A 17,424-nucleotide genomic window follows, 5' to 3' on the forward strand; every position below is an offset into this window, starting at 1 on the left:
TATGACTGTAAATGATGCTAATGTAGTTGTGCTCCCAATGTGTTCAGGCATAGATCCTGAAAAAAACTTTGACTATGTCGCACAACAGTTAGAAGCACTCACCATAGAGGGGCCGACCTTAGTGTGTTTACCCGAAGCTTGGTTGGCGTTTTGCAAAAGTGGTGCTGATACCTTCAAGATAGCAAGTAGCAGCGAGTATTGGATAGAGAAAATCTCGCAGCTATGTAGGAGAAATAAGATATGGCTAAGTGCAGGAACTATTCCTATCCCGTGCACTTCTGAAAAATACTATGCAGCGAGCTGCCTGTTTAACGAACGAGGGGAGCTCGTCGCTCAATACAATAAAATCCATTTATTTGATGCTGATGTACATGACAAATCAAAGCAGTATAGAGAGTCTCAACACACCGAAGCTGGGAATGAAGTTGTAGTTGTAGATAGTCCCTTTGGTAGACTAGGCTTAAGTGTGTGCTATGACATGCGTTTTACAGGACTATATCAGGTTCAGCGCGAGCAGGGTGCCTCTATATTACTGATCCCCAGCGCATTCACTACCGTGACGGGCAAGGCACATTGGTTACCGTTATTGCAAGCTAGGGCCATCGAAACACAGAGTTTTGTTATCGCCGCGGCGCAAGTTGGTGAGCACCAAAATGGACGAGCAACATTTGGTCACAGCGTGATAATTTCTCCTTGGGGAGAGGTACAAGATAATAGTGAATTATCTTTGCAGCCAATACAAAGACGGTTAAATTTAGCCGAGCTGGACAACATCAGGCTGTCTATGCCTGTGTTCAAGCACAATCGATTTAAGAGCAATATTATATGAATCAAGTTGAAAAAAGCTTGTTAGCTGATAGCCAGTTAACTAGAGAACAGCTAGAGCAAACACTCAGCTACATTCACCAGCACAATGTGGATTATTCCGATCTGTACTTTCAATCTAGCTATCATGAAACTTGGGTACTTGAAGATGGCAAGATCAAAGAGGGAAGTTATAACATTGAGCGTGGTGTTGGTGTGCGAGCAGTGAGTGGAGAGCAGACTGGGTTTAGTTATTCTGATGCCATCAATCTGGAAGCCATTAATCAAGCTGCTGAGGCGGCGAGATCGATTGCTCAACAAGGCAAATCGCAAAATGTGCAAGTGTTTACTGATATACAGGCACCAGTTCAATTTCAGCCAGTTCAACCGTTATTGAGTATGAGTGATGAAGAGAAAATCTCATTGCTCAGAGAAGTCGATAGTGCAATTAGAGATTTGGCCCCGGATGCAGAGCAAGTCGTTTGCTCTATCGCGGCGGTATATGAAGAAGTATTGATAGCGGCGAGTGATGGTACGTTTGCCACAGATATTCGTCCTTTAGTTCGTTTAAATTGCTCTGTGTTATTGGAAAACAATGGACGCAGAGAGCGGGGAAGTGCCGGTGGTGGTGCGCGCTTGGACTACGGATACTTTAAAGAGCTTGAAAACGGTAAGCCTCGTTGGATGAGTTATGTCGAAGAAGCGGTAAGACAAGCACAGGTTAACCTGACAGCTATTGATGCTCCCGCTGGTACCATGCCTGTGGTCTTAGGCGCTGGTTGGCCGGGAGTACTATTACATGAAGCTGTAGGACATGGTTTGGAAGGTGATTTTAACCGCAAGGGGGCATCTGCGTTTAGTGGTCGAGTGGGTGAGCAAGTGGCGTCATCACTATGCACGGTCGTGGACGATGGCACCATGGCTAACCGACGAGGTTCTTTAAATATAGATGATGAAGGTACGCCAGCAGGTTATAATGTACTGATTGAAAAGGGTATTTTAAAAGGTTACATGCAAGATAAGACCAATGCCCGTTTGATGGATGCAAAGCCCACCGGTAACGCTCGCAGAGAATCATTTGCCCATTTACCTATGCCTCGAATGACAAACACCTATATGTTGCCAGGAGAGACTAGCCAGCAAGAAATCATCAGCTCTGTGAAGAAGGGAATATTTGCGAGAAACTTTGGTGGTGGCCAGGTTGATATCACTTCTGGGAAATTCGTATTTTCTGCTTCAGAGGCGTACTTGATTGAAGATGGTAAAGTAACGCAGCCAATTAAAGGCGCAACGTTGATCGGCAATGGCCCAGAAGCAATGCAGCAGATCTCTATGGTTGGAAACGATTTAGAGCTCGACAGAGGCGTGGGTGTTTGTGGTAAAGACGGTCAAAGTGTCCCGGTTGGTGTCGGCCAGCCAAGCCTTAAAATTGATCAGCTAACAGTAGGTGGTACTGCGTAATATCAGTATGAGGGGAAGCGTGTCCCCTCATACTATCAACTAAGGCAAGATGGCTTCTTTCAAATATTGAAACAGCTCTTTGTACCCTTTTGCTGGTTTTTCTGCTTTCAATTCTTTGTTCGCTTGACGGACGAGTTGACGCAGTTTTTGTCGCTCCATGTCTGGGTGTTGCTCAAGTAATTCATTTATTTTGCTATCACCTTGCGCCAACACTTCATCACGAACGCGCTCCACCTGACCCAGTAATACTTCCGCTTGGTTGTTTTTATTTAATAACATATCTAATGCAGACTGAAGTTGCTCTACATTATCAGTCGTTCGAAGCACTTTCGCGATGTAATTCATGTGACGGCGGTAGGCGTCGTGTTTACCACGAATTTTGTCAGCGAGCGCCATGGCTTCAATGAGCTCATTGCTCAGTGGTAGTTTATCGCGTTGCTTTTTCCCCAACTCGGCTATATCAATACCAAGCTGTTGATATTGTTGAGCATCTCTTTTTAGCTCGCTTTTGGATACATAGATGATTTCTTCATCTTCGATGTTGTGATCTGGTTTTTTTGCCATAATCTAAGGCCATAAAATATTACAATTATATTGATTATACCAAGAAGCGACAAAAAATATCGCTCATCGTGCGGCCTTTAGTGATCTATCCCAGCGAAAATGCCACTCCTGTGTTAGGATTGTAATGTTTACAAGTATTTGGAAAATCAACATGAACGATAACCAAGCTGGATCTATATACCAGCAAATCGATGAAGTAAAAGACGCTGTCTCCGAAGTACTGGATCTTGCATCCCAGTTGGGTGCAACTTCTGCTGAAGCGGCTATGAGCCGTACTTCAGGGCTATCGGTTAGTACGCGAATGGGCGAAGTCGATACGATTGAGTTTAATCAAGATGGTAGCTTGGGGATCAGTGTATATGTTGGTAATCATAAGGGTTCAGCTTCCACTGCAGATCTAAGTGAGCAAGCATTGCGCTCAGTTGTGAAAAAAGCCATAGAAATAGCTAAGTATACAGCCGATGATGATTGCAATGGTTTGGCTGATAAGGACCTAATGGCGTGTTCTATGCCTGAACTGGATCTCTATCACCCTTGGTCATTATCCCCGCAAGAAGCCATTCAACACTGTATAGAAGCAGAAAAATCAGCGCTTGAATTTGATAGTCGCATTGTAAACTCTGATGGTGCGAGCATAGCCTCTCATCAAGGGTTACGAGTGTATGGAAATAGTCATGGATTTCTTGCCGGTTTCCCTCGCACACGCCACACATTGAGCACTATGGTTATTGGCCAAGAAGGCGATGTGATGCAAAGGGATTCAGCGTTCAGTATTGCGAGAAAACACGAACTGTTAAAAGCGCCCAATACAGTAGGGATTGAAGCCGCGCAGTCTACAATTGCCAAACTAAATAGCCAAAAGCTATCAACGATGAAAGTGCCAGTGGTGTTTCGTGCTGATATAGCAAACAGTCTATTTGGTCACTTGGTTTCTGCGATTGGCGGTGGTGCGCTGTATCGTAAGTCGAGCTTTTTACTTGATACACTTGGTAAGCAAATTTTTAATCCATGTGTTTCTATTGCTGAACGACCGCATTTATTGCAAGGTTTGGCGTCGAGCTCGTTTGACAGTGAAGGGGTGTATACGCAGGACAGAGAGATAGTCGTCGACGGTACATTGCAAACTTATTTAATGGCAAGTTATGCAGCAAGAAAGCTGGGTATGAAGGCGACAGGGCACGCGGGTGGTATTCACAATTGGTTGATTCAAAAGACACATGATGACCTGAGTGCTGTGCTTAAAGAGATGGGCACAGGTTTGTTAGTCACAGAGTTAATGGGGCAAGGAGTGAATACGGTAACTGGTGATTACTCTCGTGGCGCTGCGGGTTTTTGGGTAGAAAATGGCGAGATTCAGTATCCTGTAAGCGAAATTACCATAGCGGGAAATCTCAAAGACATGTTCCAAAATATTCAAGCAATTGGTGGGGATGTCGAGTTGAGAGGGGCCGTACAAACAGGCTCAGTATTGATAGAAAGTATGCAAATCGCCGGAGCGTAAATAGACAAAACTCTATGATTTATTGCTCTAAGCCAAGCTTAGAGCAAGAACCAGGTTGCGGTGCCTAGAAACGCAAATATTCCGACAATATCCGTGACTGTAGTCAGGACTACGCTTCCTGCTAACGCAGGATCTATCTTCATACGCTTTAAAAGCAAGGGGATACTCGCTCCAGCGATCCCGGCAGCAACCAAATTCATAAACATGGCAAAGGCTATCACTGCACCAAGCTTAAAGTCCCACTGCCAAAGGGCTACTACACCCGCGATTAACAAAGACCACAGCACGCCATTGAGCGCGCCGATAGCAAGCTCTTTACCAAGTAAAAACCTTTGGTTAGTTTGATTGACATGGCCTAAAGCAATACCACGGATCACCAGTGTTAAGGTCTGGCTACCTGCAACTCCACCCATGCTGGGTACTATGCCATTGAGTACCGCTAGAATGGGTAAAATATCGAGCGTACTTTCAAAAAAGCTGGCGACAAAGGCTGCAAGTAGTGCTGTTAGTAAATTGATCCCAAGCCAAATTGAGCGTCTTTGGCTACTTTTCATAACAGGTGCAAAGGTATCTTCCTCATCCTCTAGACCTGCCATACTCATTAAGCTATGTTCGGCATCCTCTCTAATTACATCAACGATATCATCAATGGTGATCCTGCCTAATAGCTGCGTTTGATCATCGACTACCGGTGCCGAAATCCAATTGTGGCGCTCAAATAGCTGGGCTACTTCGCTTTCGGGCATTGTCACTGGGATCGTTTCTCTTTCCTCGTTCATCAGCTCTTGTACGAGCTTGTCTGGAGGATTAGTCAGCAATATACCTATGGGTAAAGAGCCCAAAAAGCGGTTTTCTTTGTCGACGACATAAAGGTCGTCGGTACCCTGTGGTAATTCTTCTTTTAATCGCAAATAGCGCAGTACCACATCTAAACTTACATCAGGTCGAATGGTGATGGTATCACCATTCATCAATGCTCCAGCAGAGTCTTCATTGTATGACAGTGCGAGTGTGGCACGTGCTCTATCTTGGCTATCCATTGCACTGATAACATCTTGATAGACAGGGACGGGCAAGCTACGCAGAACTTCACCTAAGTCATCATCGTCCATATCTTCCGTGGCTGCCGCGATTAACTCAGGCTCCATTTTGGCAATTATACTTAGTCGGACGTCTTCAGATAGCTCTTCAAGTACATCCCCCTGGATATCGGGATCAACTAATTGCCATAAGGCTGTTCTAATTTTATGAGGCGATGATTCGAGTAGTAGTGCTGTATCACATGGTGGGATCTCTGCCAATGTCTGTCTGACTTGAACGAACTGTCCACTGTTTATTGCTTTAGTTACTTGCTGTAATTGTTCCAGTGTATAGTCTTGTTCAAAAACGTCAGGCATAGGCTTCCAAATTTCAATTTAAGAATTAGTGATAGTGTTTTTTGATTAGCCATCCAGGACGGCTAATATGTATCCCACTAGATATGTTGACAGTGATCAACCTTGCGGCCATTACTGCCTTAGCATTCTAAAGTTATGGCGTTCAAAATAAATAGATCTGGGAGATCCTATCCGCGCCGTGCCAAATTACTGTAAAAGTGAAAATAATATAATGATTATAGCTGCTTAAATTAAAAGTATTGTATTACAGTTTATTTGCAGTAACAGATCTGTTGGGACAAAAAGTAGAACCCTCACAGCTCATTCGAAGTTAGACGTCATTCTGATTCATGGAACTTATCTTCAATGAGATTTCCAATTGCGAGCAAAGCGTCTTGTGCATCGGGACCTGTGCAGGTTACTTTTACTTCTTTACCCTGACTGCTTTCCAGCAGCAACAGAGCCAATACGCTGTCTCCTGGCGCACTTTTATCACCTTGATATAGAGTAACTTGAGCGTTAAATTGAGTAGACAACTGTGCTAGTACTGTTGCTGCTCGAGCATGTAAACCCAACTTATTTTTTATTAGAAAAACGCCTTCGTATTCTCGCGTCATTACTCTTGTTCTCGGTGACGAATCTTGACATTGGAGTGAGTCCTTTGAAAGCGCTCTCCAAGTGTTTGAGCCAAATATACGGAGCGGTGCTGACCACCAGTACAACCGATAGCGATTGTTAAGTAGCTTCGATTATTACGCTCTAAGTGTGGTAGCCAAGTTTGCATAAAAGTCTGAATTTGCCAAACAAACTTTTGAACTATGCTATGGCTTGATAAATAATCCACTACGGGCTGATCTAAGCCTGTTAAGGGCTTCAATTCAGGCTCCCAATGCGGGTTTGGTAAAAAACGTGCATCAAAGACATAATCAGCCTCTTTAGGGATCCCGTGCTTAAACCCGAATGACTCGAACGTGATAATAAGCTGTTTGTCTTTTTGCCCGAGGATTTTTTCACGTACACTCTCTGCTAACTGATGAACACTGAGATCTGTGGTATCTATGGTGACATCAGCACGGCGGATTAACACATCAAGTAAGTTGCGCTCTTGTTTTATGGCCAAGTCTAGAGGTAAGTCGTTTAAAGACAGCGGGTGTAAGCGTCGCGTTTCAGAAAAGCGTTTAACCAGAGTTTGATCGTCACAATCTAAATAAAAAACACGTGGTTTCGCAAAACCAGGTAAATACTCTAAGATATCATGAAATTCTTGTTGCTCTTTAGGTAAGTTTCTAACATCGATGCTTACCGCAATTTTATTGTAGCTATCAGAGACACTGCGAACTAGAGCAGGCAGCAGGTTAACTGGAATATTATCAGCGCAGTAATAACCCAAGTCTTCTAAAACTCTTAATGCAACAGATTTACCTGAGCCAGAGCGGCCACTGATAATTATGAGTTCCACGTTTAATTCCTATTATTTATCAAACTCAACAAGGACTTGATGAAGCTCGCTATCATTACTTGCTTGCCTAAGTCGTTTACAAAAAGCTTTGTTATTTAGTTTACCAGCGATACTGGCTAAGGTCTCTAAATGTTGTTTATTTTCACCATCTGGTACGATGAGTGCAACAAAAATGTCCACATTGCGATCGTCATAGGCATCAAAAGGAATGGCTTGTTGGTTTACAAGTATGATGGCAATAATGTTATTTAAACCTGGCAACCTGCCATGCGGGATCGCTATCCCTTTACCTATCCCTGTACTGCCTAGCTTTTCGCGGTTTAAAAGTGCTTCTAGAATCTCATGTTGATTGGCACTTGGAATTTTTGACTGCGCCAGCTCACTAATATATTGAAGTATTCTTTTTTTACTATTAAAAAGGACCGCAGCTTTGCTACAGTCCTCGGAAATGAGTGTGCTAAGTTTCATGATTTAGTGTCGAGTTAGCTTCTCTTTATGTTTAATCACTTGTCGATCTAGCTTATCAATTAAACCATCAATTGCTGCATACATATCTTTATGCTCTGTAGAAGCAAACAATTCACCTCCGTTGACATGCAATGTGGCTTCTGCTTTTTGTATGAGTTTTTCGACATCTAAGATTACATGTACGTTGTTGATGTGATCAAAATGCCTTTCTAGCTTCGCAAACTTACTCGTTACGTAGTCTCTTAATGAATCGGTAATTTCTACATGGCGACCAGTTAAATTTAGTTGCATAAGCATTTTTCCTTCTTTTGTTACGCCTAAATCAAGCTCTTACGTTGATTAGACGGTGGAATAGCCAAAGACTCTCGGTATTTGGCAATAGTACGTCTTGCCACCTTAATACCTTGATCAGCTAATACATCTGCAATTTTGCTATCACTTAAAGGCTTAGCAGCGTTTTCAGCAGCAATTAGCTTTTTGATGAGTGCTCGGATCGCTGTGGAAGAACATTCACCACCATTCTCGGTACTAACGTGGCTCGAGAAGAAGTATTTCAATTCATAAATGCCACGAGGCGTGTGCATGTATTTTTGCGTTGTTACTCGAGATATTGTCGACTCGTGCATGTCAACCATTTCAGCAACATCATTGAGTACCATAGGTCTCATTGCCTCAGGGCCATGTTCAAAGAATGCCTGTTGTTGCTGCACAATGCAATTAGTAACTTTCAATAAAGTTTCATTTCTGCTTTCAAGGCTTTTAATAAACCATTTTGCTTCTTGTAAATGAGAGCGAATGAATTGACTGTCACTGCTTGATTTTACAGAGCGAGACATAGCAGCATAATGATCGTTAACTCTTATTTTAGGCATAGAATCAGGGTTTAGCTCAACAACCCAACGTCCCTTGACCTTTTTAACGGAGACATCGGGGATCACGTAATCGGCCTCTTCTTGCACTATACTTGCAGCAGGCTTAGGGTTTAAGCTGTGGATCAACGTCATCACTTCTTTTAGCTCACCTTCTTTGAGCTTTGTTTTCTTCATGATAGTACGATAATCACGATTCGCTAATAGATCGATATGTTCATCGATAACTAGCTTGGTTTGTTCAAGCCAAGGCGTGCCTGCCGCAAATTGATTGAGTTGCACAATTAAGCATTCCTGAAGGCTTCGAGCGGCGATCCCTACTGGGTCAAAGAGTTGGATGCGTTTTAGGACAGCTTCAACTTCATCGAGCTCGACGGGGTCTTGATCATTGTCGAGATTCAAGCTTTCTAAAATGTCTTCGCACGATACTGTTAAAATGCCAGAGTCATCTACACCCTCAACAATTGACAGTGCGATCAACCTGTCCGTCGCGCTAAATGGTGTGAGCTCAAGCTGCCACATCAAGTATTCTTGCAAGCTTTCAGTTGTCTGTCCTTGGTAGACGCTTTCATCTTCAGGCATAGGCCCTGATGAACTTACCGGCGCCGCACTGATGTATTCATCCCAAGTCACATCCATCGCCATCTCATCGCTGAGGGTCTCTTTATTTAGAGCTGTATCAGTGTCTTGTTCATAATCGCTGATCTGTGGCTCAGGGATCTCCTCAGAGCTGGACTCTGCTTTTTCGCTTGCCTGTGATTGCTCTTGCGTTTTGTCTAGACCGTTGTCAAAAGATTCTTGTTCGTTTTCTTCTACTTCCAATAAAGGATTGCTGTCCAGCGCTTCTTGAATTTCTTGCTGGAGGTCTAATGTGCTCAACTGCAGCAGGCGTATCGCTTGCTGTAGTTGTGGTGTCATTGTTAATTGCTGCCCCATGCGCAGCTGTAGCGATTGCCTCATGTATCTCTAACAATCCTTTCTGTTGTTACGCTTATTCTTAACTATAGCCTGAATTGTTCGCCTAAGTAGACATCTCGGACTGTTTGATCCGCTAAAACATGTTCAGGGCTACCTGAAGCAATTAATTCACCATGGGAAACAATATAGGCTTTTTCACATACATCCAATGTTTCACGTACATTGTGATCTGTGATCAACACACCGATTCCACGATTTTTTAAATGCTCAATAATTTTCTTTATATCTAACACTGAAATGGGATCAACGCCAGCAAAAGGCTCATCTAATAGAATAAATTTTGGATCTGCGGCTAAAGCGCGAGCAATTTCTACTCGACGACGCTCTCCACCGGAAAGCGCCATTCCTAAACTAGAGCGAATATGTTGAATATTAAATTCGTCCAATAATTCGTTTAGTATCGTTTCACGCTGAGCTTTATTTAGGTCTTTACGTGTTTCCAAAATAGCCATTAAATTTTGATAAACCGTCAACTTTCTGAATATCGATGACTCTTGTGGTAAATAGCCGATCCCCATACGTGCGCGGCTATGCATTGGCAGCAAGGTGATATCCTGCTGATCAATATGAATGCTGCCTTTGTCACTTGGCACTAAACCCACAATCATATAAAAAGTGGTGGTTTTACCTGCGCCATTAGGCCCTAGCAATCCCACTATGCTTCCAGCTTCAACACTTAGTTCGACGTTTTTTACAACTTGTCTGCCTTTGTAGCTTTTGGCGAGTGCTGTGGCTTTTAGTGTGCTCACTGTTGCTCCTTGTTACCATCTTGTTTTTTATCAACAGGGAGTAAGACAGTTCTTACACGCTTACCTTCGTCATTGGCTTTTTGTGCGCTGATCAGCTGTTTCTCCATATCGTAGAGAATTTCTTGAGCGGAAATCTTTTGACCGGCTTGACTGATCTCTGCGTTGCCTTTGATTGTCAGAAGACGATTTGCTACATCGTAACGCACTTCGTTGGCGCTGGCTTTTAGTAGTGAGCCATCAGTTTGTCGTTCCTGAAAGATTGCTGGGGAGCCAGTTGCAACTAATAATTGTTTATTTTCGCCTAGCTCCTCTCGTCTGTGCACTTCAAGTCGATCGGCAAAGATTTTTCTCTGGCCATGAATAATTTCGACATTTTCTTCAAATACGCCGATGTTAGTCTGTAATTGTGCTTGCTGCTTGCCTGAACTGATAATGACTTGCTCTGGGTTACTATTAGCCAATACGCAGTGTGGCAGTAGTCCAATAGCACAAGTGAATAGTAGGGTTGCACTTAGTTTATTGCTTATCATAAATCGTTTCGGTGTGGTTGATGAGTTCAATGACCTCAATATTGAGATCGGCGATAAGGCCTTTTCCAGTAATGGTTACACTCGGGCCTGTAATGACCACGGGCTGTTCTGAGCGCATCATCCGGTTGGTGATCTCGAGCCGGAGGTTGTCTGCGTCAATGTGCGTGATCATTGCTGTTTCGTTCAAGTTGGTTGCTTTAACGTTGCCTTCTAAAATCAAGGTATCGTTTTCATATAAAGTGGCTTCGTTTGCAGCGAGTTGCCAATTGTGCTGCCCATTGTGTAATACAAAAATAGGGGCTTCAAAATGGCTAAATCCCAACTCCTGATAGAGCTCCATTCTTTTTGCTGTAATTTGATAACTGAGCTGCCCATTTTCTGCAAAAGAAGTCTGTTTCAAATCGACTGCTACATAATCAGGCTTGGCAATTGTTTCTTCTTGTTGTTGAGTTTGCTGCTCTGTTTGTATTAAAAAAGGATACCAAAGCCACAGCATGGTAGCGCCGAAAACTACGAGTAGTATGACTCGTAAATTAGTCATGTACTGCTCCCATTAGAGAGTAGCTCGTTGCCCTGACTTAACATTAATAAGTCGGTGAGTTCCCTGACGGCGCCAAAGCCTCCAGGCATCATAGTCGTATAGTGAGCCAAGTTTTTCACCAGCGGATGCGCGTCAGCAACAGCCACTGCAAAGCCAACTTGTTGCATGACAGGGATATCAGGTCCGTCGTCACCAATATAGGCGATTTGCTCGTCAGTTAAATTAAGTTCGGCCTTTAATTTGTCATAAGCTTGCAGCTTGTTTTCTTGGCCTTGGTAAATATGATTAACGTTTAGGCTAGTCATTCGCTGCTTAACAATTTCTGAATGGCGGCCTGTGATCACGGCAACTTCAACACCTGTTTCAATGAGTGCTTTAATCCCAAAACCGTCTTTGGTATTAAATGCTTTTAGTTCTTCACCTTGATTTCCCAAGTAAATGCGGCCGTCAGAAAATACACCGTCAATATCACAAATTAGCAGTTTGACTGCTTTGGCTCTGTCACCTATTTGAGATGTGATGGGTTGATAAAGCTCACTAAACTGCATGTTATAATACTCCTGCGCGCAATAAGTCTTGGGTATTTAATGCCCCAATAGGGTGCTGGTTTTCATCGATCACAATGAGGCCATTAATTCGTTTCTTTTCCATAATATTGAGTGCTTCAGCTGCGAGCATATCTGGTGAAGCCGTAGTACAGCAAATCGTCATAACCGAATCAATAGTATCATTATGCAGATCAATTTTTTGCTCAATAACCCGGCGTAAGTCACCGTCGGTAAACAGACCACACAGTTGACCTTGTTGATCGACAATAGCGGTCATGCCTAGCCCTTTGGCTGACATTTCAAACAACGCATCTTTTATTAAGCTACCAGTCGGTGTTTTAGGCACCCCGTCACCTTTGTGCATAATCTCTTCTAAAGTAAGGAGAAGTCGTTTTCCGAGACTGCCGCCGGGATGAGAGAGTGCAAAATCATCAGCGGTAAAGCCTCTGGATTCTAGTAGGGCTACAGCAAGTGCATCCCCCATTACCAGTGTTGCCGTGGTGCTTGCGGTGGGGGCTAATCCCAACGGACAAGCTTCTTTAGATACCTTGATGCAAAGATGGACATCTGCTTGCTGTGCCATGGTCGATTGCTCATTGCCAGTCATGCTTATGATATGCGCCCCAATTCGCTTAATAACAGGGATGATACCGATCACTTCACCAGTTTCGCCAGAATTTGAAATCAGCAAAACGACATCATCGGAGGTGATCATGCCTAAATCGCCGTGGCTCGCTTCTCCGGGGTGAACAAAGAACGATGGCGTCCCAGTGCTCGCTAATGTAGCAGCAACTTTATTGCCGATGTGACCGGATTTGCCCATACCGATAACGATGACACGCCCTTTACAGTTCAGCATAAGCTCGCAGGCGTTAGCAAAGCTAGTATCGATAAACTGGTTTAATTCAGTAATTGCTTGTTGTTCAATTTCCAAAACACGCTTTGCAGATTCAATAAATGACAGGTGCTTCATGCCAACTCCTAAATAATGGCGTACATATAGCCAATAAACGCAGCGAGTAACACGCCACCTTCCAGACGATTAATTTGTCGTTTACCTCTGAGGTTTACGCTCATTACAATGAGCGCGACCGTCGCACCCAGCATTACGTAGATATCTCGCTGTGCGATGTTCATATCGAGTGATGCTGGGTTTAAAATACCAGCAATAGACAATACTGCGAGGATATTGAAAATATTCGAGCCAATGATGTTGCCAAGTGCTAAATCATCTTCATTCTTAAGCACACCCGCTACACATGCAGCTAGTTCAGGTAAACTCGTACCAATAGCGATAATGGTCAAGCCGATCAATAAATCACTCATACCAAAGAATTTAGCAATATCAACAGCGGAGTCAACGAGCACGTCAGCACTGATTGGCAGTATTATCATGCCAACAATCAACCAAAAAACAGCCTTGCCAGTAGGTACATTGTCTGGGACTTCATCACATGCCTCAGAAACTAACGGGTCGTCTTCTTGAGCGTGATTACTGTTTTTAGTGATATAAATTAGGCCTAGAATAAACGTTGCGAATCCGACAAGTAAGACATAGCCCTCTGTTGCACTGAAATAATTATCGCTCACAATGTACCAAGCACCCAGCGAAACAATAATTAAAAGTGGCATCTCGCGTCGTAGTATTCCTGAGCCGACGGCCAAAGGTCTGAGTAAAGCTGTAATACCTAAAACCAACAGTATATTGGCAATATTGGAACCAATGGCATTACCGACAGCTGTGTCGGTTTTATCAGATAAAGCGGCTTGTGCTGCAACCATCATTTCGGGTGCGGAAGAACCCATGGCAACAATTGTTAGGCCAACAATTAAAGTGGGGACGCCAAGGTTTTTTGCTAAAGCAGCCGCACCAAAAACAAATCTATCTGCGCTCCAAACCAGTGCAACAAAACCTAAGATAAGAATGACAAAAGATAAAACCATGAAACCTATGCCGAGCAACTAAATACAGTGCGGTAAATATTATCAAATGCGTTGTCAAATGTATAAATAATCTGTTCTTGATAGCGTATTACTGTAGACGGGTAAACCGATAAATTTACGAGAACGGGTGATAATCCACGTTTTGTAACCGTGTCCATTACAAAATTTTACCAATTTGCATTTTCCATCTTGGTGTAAAAAAACGTATTATTCACCAATTGGTGAAATCGATATATGGAGAGCGACTTGTCGCAGTCAATCGTTGAAGTCAAGGATGTAACCTTTTCTCGCGGTGATAGGGTCATATATAAAAATATGAGCTTCTCAGTGCCTAGAGGTAAAATTACAGCCATCATGGGGCCTAGTGGTATTGGTAAAACAACCATGTTGCGCTTGATAGGTGGTCAACTTCGCCCAGATAGTGGCGATATTACGTTTATGGGCTCAAGTGTGCCAGCTATGTCTCGTTCTGAGTTATATCAAGCACGAAAACAAATGAGCATGCTATTCCAAAGTGGCGCACTTTTTACCGACATGTCCGTTTTTGACAATGTTGCTTTTCCACTACGTGAACATACTCAGCTAAGTGAAGACTTAATTCGCCTTATCGTATTAATGAAACTACAAGCGGTTGGCTTACGCGGTGCGCGATCGCTTATGCCTGCAGAGCTGTCAGGTGGTATGGCTAGGCGAGCTGCATTAGCAAGAGCAATAGCACTTGACCCTGAACTAATTATGTACGATGAACCCTTTGCGGGGCAAGATCCGATTTCAATGGGTGTGCTGGTCAGAATGATTAAATCTCTGAATGAAGTGTTGGGACTGTCATCACTCATTGTGACCCATGATGTCACTGAAGTACTCAGTATTGCTGATCATGTTGTTATCATCGCAGAGCAGGGTGTTATAGGCAGTGGCTCACCAGAACAGATGTTGGCACATAGTTCTCCGCTTGTGCAGCAATTTTTGCAAGGATTGTCGGATGGTCCAGTCCCGTTTCATTTTAAAGCTGCGCCGTATGAACAGGAATTATTGGATGGAGGCCTATAAGCGTGGATTTTTTACAAAAGTTAGGACATAAAACGCTCAGCCGCTTTGCATCTATCGGTCGTGCGACACAAATGTTACTAGGGGCTTTGTTGAATGTGCCCAACCTCCGACAAGGAACACCTTTACTGATAAAGCAGCTTTACATGGTTGGTCACCAGTCTCTTTTGATCATCATGGTATCAGGTTTATTTATAGGCATGGTGTTAGCGCTGCAAGGCTATACGGTGTTAGTAGGTTATGGTGCTGAAGACAGCTTGGGGCCATTGGTAGCACTGAGCTTGTTACGAGAGCTTGGCCCTGTTGTGACAGCCTTATTATTTGCCGGTCGTGCAGGCAGTGCTTTAACCGCAGAAATTGGTTTGATGAAAGCAACAGAGCAGCTATCTAGTTTAGAAATGATGGCTGTGGACCCTTTAAAACGCGTTGTAGCACCTCGTTTTTGGGCCGGCTTTATCAGTATGCCTTTATTGGCATTGATATTTTCCGCTGTGGCAATTATTGGCGCACACTTAGTCGGTGTTGATTGGCTAGGCGTGGACTCTGGAAGCTTTTGGTCAATCATGCAGTCTCAGGTTTCGCTACAACAAGATATAATGAATGGTCTTATAAAAAGTTTTGTATTTGCGTTAATCGTTACGTGGATCGCATTGTATAAAGGCTATGATTGTATCCCTACTTCAGAAGGGATAAGCAAGGCGACAACGGAAACCGTTGTGCATTCTTCACTGGCTGTTTTAGGCTTTGATTTTGTATTAACAGCAGTGATGTTTTCGAGTTAAGGGTTAGGAAAAATGAATACACGGAAAATAGAAATTTTAGTTGGCTTATTTGTAGCCTTAGGTGTCGCTGCGTTTGTTATGCTTGCTATGAAAGTGGCTAATGCTGGGATCAGTGGCAATGGTGAAACATATAGACTGGAAGCCAAGTTTGACAATATCGGCTCGTTAAAAACTCGTGCTCCAATTAAGGTAGGTGGTGTTGTCATTGGTCGTGTTGAGGGCATTCAAATTCATCCTGAAGAGTTTGTCCCAGTTGTGAGTATGAGCATTGATAAAACGTATGAATGTCAGTTCTCTGATACCACTTCTGTATCCATTTTGACCTCGGGTATACTTGGGGAGCAATACTTAGGTATTTCACCTGTTATCGCTTCAGAATCTGCAAAACAAACGTGTTTAGGGAATGAAGTTTCAGCACAGGATGAAGTAGATCTAGACGATCTCTTTGGTGTTGAAAGTCTAGCGCTGAAAGACGGCGATGCGATAACGGATACTAAGTCAGCGCTCGTATTAGAAGAACTGATAGGTCAATTCTTGTTTAATCAAAGCAGCGAGTAAGCAGATATGTCGAAGAATCATTTTTTTGTTGTGAGCATTTTTATTTTCTCGTTGTTGGTATCGTTTGCCAATGCGATGCAGGTTGACTTGAAAGACCCGTATAAAATGGTTCAACAGGTTGCAGAAAATACCTTTCAGCGAGTAGCCAAAGATCAAAATATTATTGCCAAAGATAAAGAGCACTTGAGAGTGATCGTTGAGCAGGAGCTTTTACCTTATATCGACTATAAATATGCGGCTTATAGAGTATTGGGCAGCTATATTCAAAAAGTGCGTACGATTAAAGATAAGGAAGAGAAAAAGCAGGCGGTACAGAACATCAAGGTGTTCATTGAGGTGTTTAAATCGTATTTAGTTGCCACGTATGCGGGCGTATTCACTCAGTACACAGATCAAAAAGTAGAGTTTGAAACACCACGTGCTATAGGCGACGCGAATGTGGCTACTGTAAAAACTAGGATCATTGAAGCGGGTAAACCTGATATCAAAATTGACTTTAAGGTACGTAAAAACAAACAAGGCGAGTGGCGTGCATTTGATATGATGGCAGAAGGGATCAGCCTACTTGATGCGAAACAAAGTGAGTTACATGGTATTTTGCGTCAGCAGGGGATTGAGCATGTGATCACGCTGTTAGAAAAGAAAAGTCAGCTGCCGGTCCAGTTTAGAGGGGACGATGGAAATGCCTAATTTGCACTTCACTAAGGTTGCTGATGATACGGTCGCGGTTAAAGGTGAATTGACTCGTGACACGCTGATAAATGAATCACTTCTTAATCAATTGTTAGAAAATGCGCAGTCAGAGCTGTATTTTGACCTTTGTGAGGTCTCAAGGGTTGACACCGCGGGTTTAGCTTGGTTAATTCACTCTTTAGGAAAATTGAAACAACAAGGCACACGCCTTGAGTTAAAGAATAGACCTGAGCAATTGCAAAATTTAATGGAATTGGGGCAGGTCACAACCTTATTTGAGTGAGTCCAATGGAAACGAATCAAGTCGAAACTGTTTTACAACAATCTTTGACCTTAGACGAAGTAAAAGTAAAAGCGAATGGCAGTCACTATGAAGTGATTGCCGTTGGTGAGTGTTTTGATGGACTAAGACGCGTTAAAAGAGAACAAATGGTATACGCCCCATTGATGGAAGTAATCAAAGATGGGACGATCCATGCAGTAAGCATAAAAGCATTCACACCTACCGAGTGGCAGCGCGAGCAGAAGTTTATTTTGCCACAATAATTAGGA

General features: G+C 43.1%; 22 protein-coding genes. 9 read left to right on the plus strand and 13 right to left on the minus strand.

Annotation, left to right across the window (positions count from 1 at the left end; genetic code table 11):
- Window position 1 precedes the first annotated feature (1 nt).
- Window positions 2-829 carry a carbon-nitrogen hydrolase family protein gene (locus N483_RS03660; protein WP_155250702.1) on the plus strand — a complete coding sequence of 276 codons (828 nt, stop codon included), beginning with the start codon at window positions 2-4 and terminating at the stop codon, window positions 827-829.
- The gene (gene tldD / locus N483_RS03665) at window positions 826-2,265 is read left to right on the plus strand and encodes a metalloprotease TldD (RefSeq protein WP_023397251.1); all 1,440 of its coding nucleotides are present in this window, start codon (window positions 826-828) and stop codon (window positions 2,263-2,265) included. The genes N483_RS03660 and tldD overlap by 4 nt, the downstream gene beginning before the upstream one ends.
- Window positions 2,266-2,304: 39 nt before the next feature.
- On the opposite strand, the gene yjgA is transcribed toward tldD, so the two are convergent.
- A complete protein-coding gene (gene yjgA / locus N483_RS03670) occupies window positions 2,305-2,829 on the minus strand; it encodes a ribosome biogenesis factor YjgA (RefSeq protein WP_023397250.1) in 525 nt (174 codons plus the stop codon).
- Window positions 2,830-2,980: 151 nt separating this feature from the next.
- On the opposite strand from yjgA, the gene pmbA reads away from it, so the two are divergent.
- Complete coding sequence (gene pmbA, locus N483_RS03675) at window positions 2,981-4,330, plus strand: metalloprotease PmbA (protein WP_036974897.1); 1,350 nt, start codon at window positions 2,981-2,983, stop codon at window positions 4,328-4,330.
- Between the two features lie 38 nt (window positions 4,331-4,368).
- On the opposite strand, the gene mgtE is transcribed toward pmbA, so the two are convergent.
- From mgtE to N483_RS03735, 12 genes are all read right to left on the minus strand, one after another.
- Entirely contained in the window at window positions 4,369-5,727 is a 1,359-nt protein-coding gene (gene mgtE, locus N483_RS03680; RefSeq protein WP_023397248.1) for a magnesium transporter, read from the minus strand.
- A 317-nt stretch (window positions 5,728-6,044) separates the two neighbouring features.
- Window positions 6,045-6,323 carry an HPr family phosphocarrier protein gene (locus tag N483_RS03685; RefSeq protein WP_023397247.1) on the minus strand — a complete coding sequence of 93 codons (279 nt, stop codon included), beginning with the start codon at window positions 6,321-6,323 and terminating at the stop codon, window positions 6,045-6,047.
- Window positions 6,323-7,165: an RNase adapter RapZ gene (rapZ, locus tag N483_RS03690; protein ID WP_023397246.1), complete on the minus strand. Its 843-nt coding sequence runs from the start codon at window positions 7,163-7,165 to the stop codon at window positions 6,323-6,325. Before rapZ ends, N483_RS03685 begins: the two co-directional genes overlap by 1 nt.
- A gap of 12 nt (window positions 7,166-7,177) precedes the next feature.
- Entirely contained in the window at window positions 7,178-7,633 is a 456-nt protein-coding gene (ptsN, locus tag N483_RS03695; RefSeq protein WP_023397245.1) for a PTS IIA-like nitrogen regulatory protein PtsN, read from the minus strand.
- 3 nt (window positions 7,634-7,636) lie between these two features.
- Complete coding sequence (gene hpf, locus N483_RS03700) at window positions 7,637-7,924, minus strand: ribosome hibernation promoting factor (RefSeq protein WP_023397244.1); 288 nt, start codon at window positions 7,922-7,924, stop codon at window positions 7,637-7,639.
- A gap of 26 nt (window positions 7,925-7,950) precedes the next feature.
- The gene (locus tag N483_RS03705) at window positions 7,951-9,462 is read right to left on the minus strand and encodes an RNA polymerase factor sigma-54 (RefSeq protein WP_023397243.1); all 1,512 of its coding nucleotides are present in this window, start codon (window positions 9,460-9,462) and stop codon (window positions 7,951-7,953) included.
- A gap of 41 nt (window positions 9,463-9,503) precedes the next feature.
- Window positions 9,504-10,229 carry an LPS export ABC transporter ATP-binding protein gene (gene lptB, locus N483_RS03710; protein ID WP_023397242.1) on the minus strand — a complete coding sequence of 242 codons (726 nt, stop codon included), beginning with the start codon at window positions 10,227-10,229 and terminating at the stop codon, window positions 9,504-9,506.
- On the minus strand, window positions 10,226-10,756 hold the full coding sequence (gene lptA, locus N483_RS03715; protein ID WP_036974896.1) for a lipopolysaccharide transport periplasmic protein LptA: 531 nt from the start codon (window positions 10,754-10,756) through the stop codon (window positions 10,226-10,228). The genes lptB and lptA overlap by 4 nt, the downstream gene beginning before the upstream one ends.
- Window positions 10,746-11,300, minus strand: coding sequence for an LPS export ABC transporter periplasmic protein LptC (gene lptC / locus N483_RS03720; protein ID WP_023397240.1), 555 nt, complete (start codon window positions 11,298-11,300; stop codon window positions 10,746-10,748). Before lptC ends, lptA begins: the two co-directional genes overlap by 11 nt.
- The gene (gene kdsC / locus N483_RS03725; RefSeq protein ID WP_023397239.1) at window positions 11,297-11,848 is read right to left on the minus strand and encodes a 3-deoxy-manno-octulosonate-8-phosphatase KdsC; all 552 of its coding nucleotides are present in this window, start codon (window positions 11,846-11,848) and stop codon (window positions 11,297-11,299) included. The genes lptC and kdsC overlap by 4 nt, the downstream gene beginning before the upstream one ends.
- Window position 11,849: 1 nt before the next feature.
- Window positions 11,850-12,821 carry a KpsF/GutQ family sugar-phosphate isomerase gene (locus N483_RS03730; RefSeq protein WP_023397238.1) on the minus strand — a complete coding sequence of 324 codons (972 nt, stop codon included), beginning with the start codon at window positions 12,819-12,821 and terminating at the stop codon, window positions 11,850-11,852.
- 8 nt (window positions 12,822-12,829) lie between these two features.
- Window positions 12,830-13,792 (minus strand): calcium/sodium antiporter, encoded by a 963-nt coding sequence (locus tag N483_RS03735; RefSeq protein ID WP_023397237.1) that lies wholly within the window; start codon window positions 13,790-13,792, stop codon window positions 12,830-12,832.
- Window positions 13,793-14,026: 234 nt separating this feature from the next.
- On the opposite strand from N483_RS03735, the gene N483_RS03740 reads away from it, so the two are divergent.
- Genes N483_RS03740 through N483_RS03765 form a run of 6 tightly spaced genes read left to right on the plus strand, consistent with a single transcriptional unit; the run spans window position 14,027 to window position 17,418 of the window.
- A complete protein-coding gene (locus N483_RS03740; protein WP_036974877.1) occupies window positions 14,027-14,842 on the plus strand; it encodes an ATP-binding cassette domain-containing protein in 816 nt (271 codons plus the stop codon).
- Between the two features lie 2 nt (window positions 14,843-14,844).
- The gene (gene mlaE / locus N483_RS03745; protein WP_023397235.1) at window positions 14,845-15,621 is read left to right on the plus strand and encodes a lipid asymmetry maintenance ABC transporter permease subunit MlaE; all 777 of its coding nucleotides are present in this window, start codon (window positions 14,845-14,847) and stop codon (window positions 15,619-15,621) included.
- Between the two features lie 12 nt (window positions 15,622-15,633).
- The gene (gene mlaD / locus N483_RS03750; protein WP_023397234.1) at window positions 15,634-16,179 is read left to right on the plus strand and encodes an outer membrane lipid asymmetry maintenance protein MlaD; all 546 of its coding nucleotides are present in this window, start codon (window positions 15,634-15,636) and stop codon (window positions 16,177-16,179) included.
- A gap of 6 nt (window positions 16,180-16,185) precedes the next feature.
- A complete protein-coding gene (locus N483_RS03755; RefSeq protein WP_023397233.1) occupies window positions 16,186-16,869 on the plus strand; it encodes an MlaC/ttg2D family ABC transporter substrate-binding protein in 684 nt (227 codons plus the stop codon).
- Window positions 16,862-17,155 carry an STAS domain-containing protein gene (locus tag N483_RS03760; RefSeq protein ID WP_036974894.1) on the plus strand — a complete coding sequence of 98 codons (294 nt, stop codon included), beginning with the start codon at window positions 16,862-16,864 and terminating at the stop codon, window positions 17,153-17,155. Before N483_RS03755 ends, N483_RS03760 begins: the two co-directional genes overlap by 8 nt.
- A 5-nt stretch (window positions 17,156-17,160) precedes the next feature.
- On the plus strand, window positions 17,161-17,418 hold the full coding sequence (locus N483_RS03765; RefSeq protein ID WP_023397231.1) for a BolA family protein: 258 nt from the start codon (window positions 17,161-17,163) through the stop codon (window positions 17,416-17,418).
- Window positions 17,419-17,424: the final 6 nt, after the last annotated feature.

Origin of the sequence: Pseudoalteromonas luteoviolacea NCIMB 1944, assembly GCF_001625565.1 — a bacterium.
Classification (GTDB): Bacteria; Pseudomonadota; Gammaproteobacteria; order Enterobacterales; family Alteromonadaceae; genus Pseudoalteromonas; species Pseudoalteromonas luteoviolacea_F.

What these genes read in the sequence shown, in the direction of transcription:
- mgtE (WP_023397248.1), bottom strand. Translation starts at nt 5,727, where the DNA reads ATGCCTGACGTTTTTGAACAAGACTATACACTGGAACAATTACAGCAA.
- ptsN (WP_023397245.1), bottom strand. Translation starts at nt 7,633, where the DNA reads ATGAAACTTAGCACACTCATTTCCGAGGACTGTAGCAAAGCTGCGGTC.
- N483_RS03765 (WP_023397231.1), top strand. Translation starts at nt 17,161, where the DNA reads ATGGAAACGAATCAAGTCGAAACTGTTTTACAACAATCTTTGACCTTA.
- pmbA (WP_036974897.1), top strand. Translation starts at nt 2,981, where the DNA reads ATGAACGATAACCAAGCTGGATCTATATACCAGCAAATCGATGAAGTA.
- N483_RS03730 (WP_023397238.1), bottom strand. Translation starts at nt 12,821, where the DNA reads ATGAAGCACCTGTCATTTATTGAATCTGCAAAGCGTGTTTTGGAAATT.
- N483_RS03740 (WP_036974877.1), top strand. Translation starts at nt 14,027, where the DNA reads ATGGAGAGCGACTTGTCGCAGTCAATCGTTGAAGTCAAGGATGTAACC.
- lptC (WP_023397240.1), bottom strand. Translation starts at nt 11,300, where the DNA reads ATGACTAATTTACGAGTCATACTACTCGTAGTTTTCGGCGCTACCATG.
- kdsC (WP_023397239.1), bottom strand. Translation starts at nt 11,848, where the DNA reads ATGCAGTTTAGTGAGCTTTATCAACCCATCACATCTCAAATAGGTGAC.
- N483_RS03755 (WP_023397233.1), top strand. Translation starts at nt 16,186, where the DNA reads ATGTCGAAGAATCATTTTTTTGTTGTGAGCATTTTTATTTTCTCGTTG.
- yjgA (WP_023397250.1), bottom strand. Translation starts at nt 2,829, where the DNA reads ATGGCAAAAAAACCAGATCACAACATCGAAGATGAAGAAATCATCTAT.
- N483_RS03660 (WP_155250702.1), top strand. Translation starts at nt 2, where the DNA reads ATGACTGTAAATGATGCTAATGTAGTTGTGCTCCCAATGTGTTCAGGC.
- tldD (WP_023397251.1), top strand. Translation starts at nt 826, where the DNA reads ATGAATCAAGTTGAAAAAAGCTTGTTAGCTGATAGCCAGTTAACTAGA.
- N483_RS03705 (WP_023397243.1), bottom strand. Translation starts at nt 9,462, where the DNA reads ATGAGGCAATCGCTACAGCTGCGCATGGGGCAGCAATTAACAATGACA.
- mlaD (WP_023397234.1), top strand. Translation starts at nt 15,634, where the DNA reads ATGAATACACGGAAAATAGAAATTTTAGTTGGCTTATTTGTAGCCTTA.
- N483_RS03760 (WP_036974894.1), top strand. Translation starts at nt 16,862, where the DNA reads ATGCCTAATTTGCACTTCACTAAGGTTGCTGATGATACGGTCGCGGTT.
- N483_RS03735 (WP_023397237.1), bottom strand. Translation starts at nt 13,792, where the DNA reads ATGGTTTTATCTTTTGTCATTCTTATCTTAGGTTTTGTTGCACTGGTT.
- N483_RS03685 (WP_023397247.1), bottom strand. Translation starts at nt 6,323, where the DNA reads ATGACGCGAGAATACGAAGGCGTTTTTCTAATAAAAAATAAGTTGGGT.
- hpf (WP_023397244.1), bottom strand. Translation starts at nt 7,924, where the DNA reads ATGCAACTAAATTTAACTGGTCGCCATGTAGAAATTACCGATTCATTA.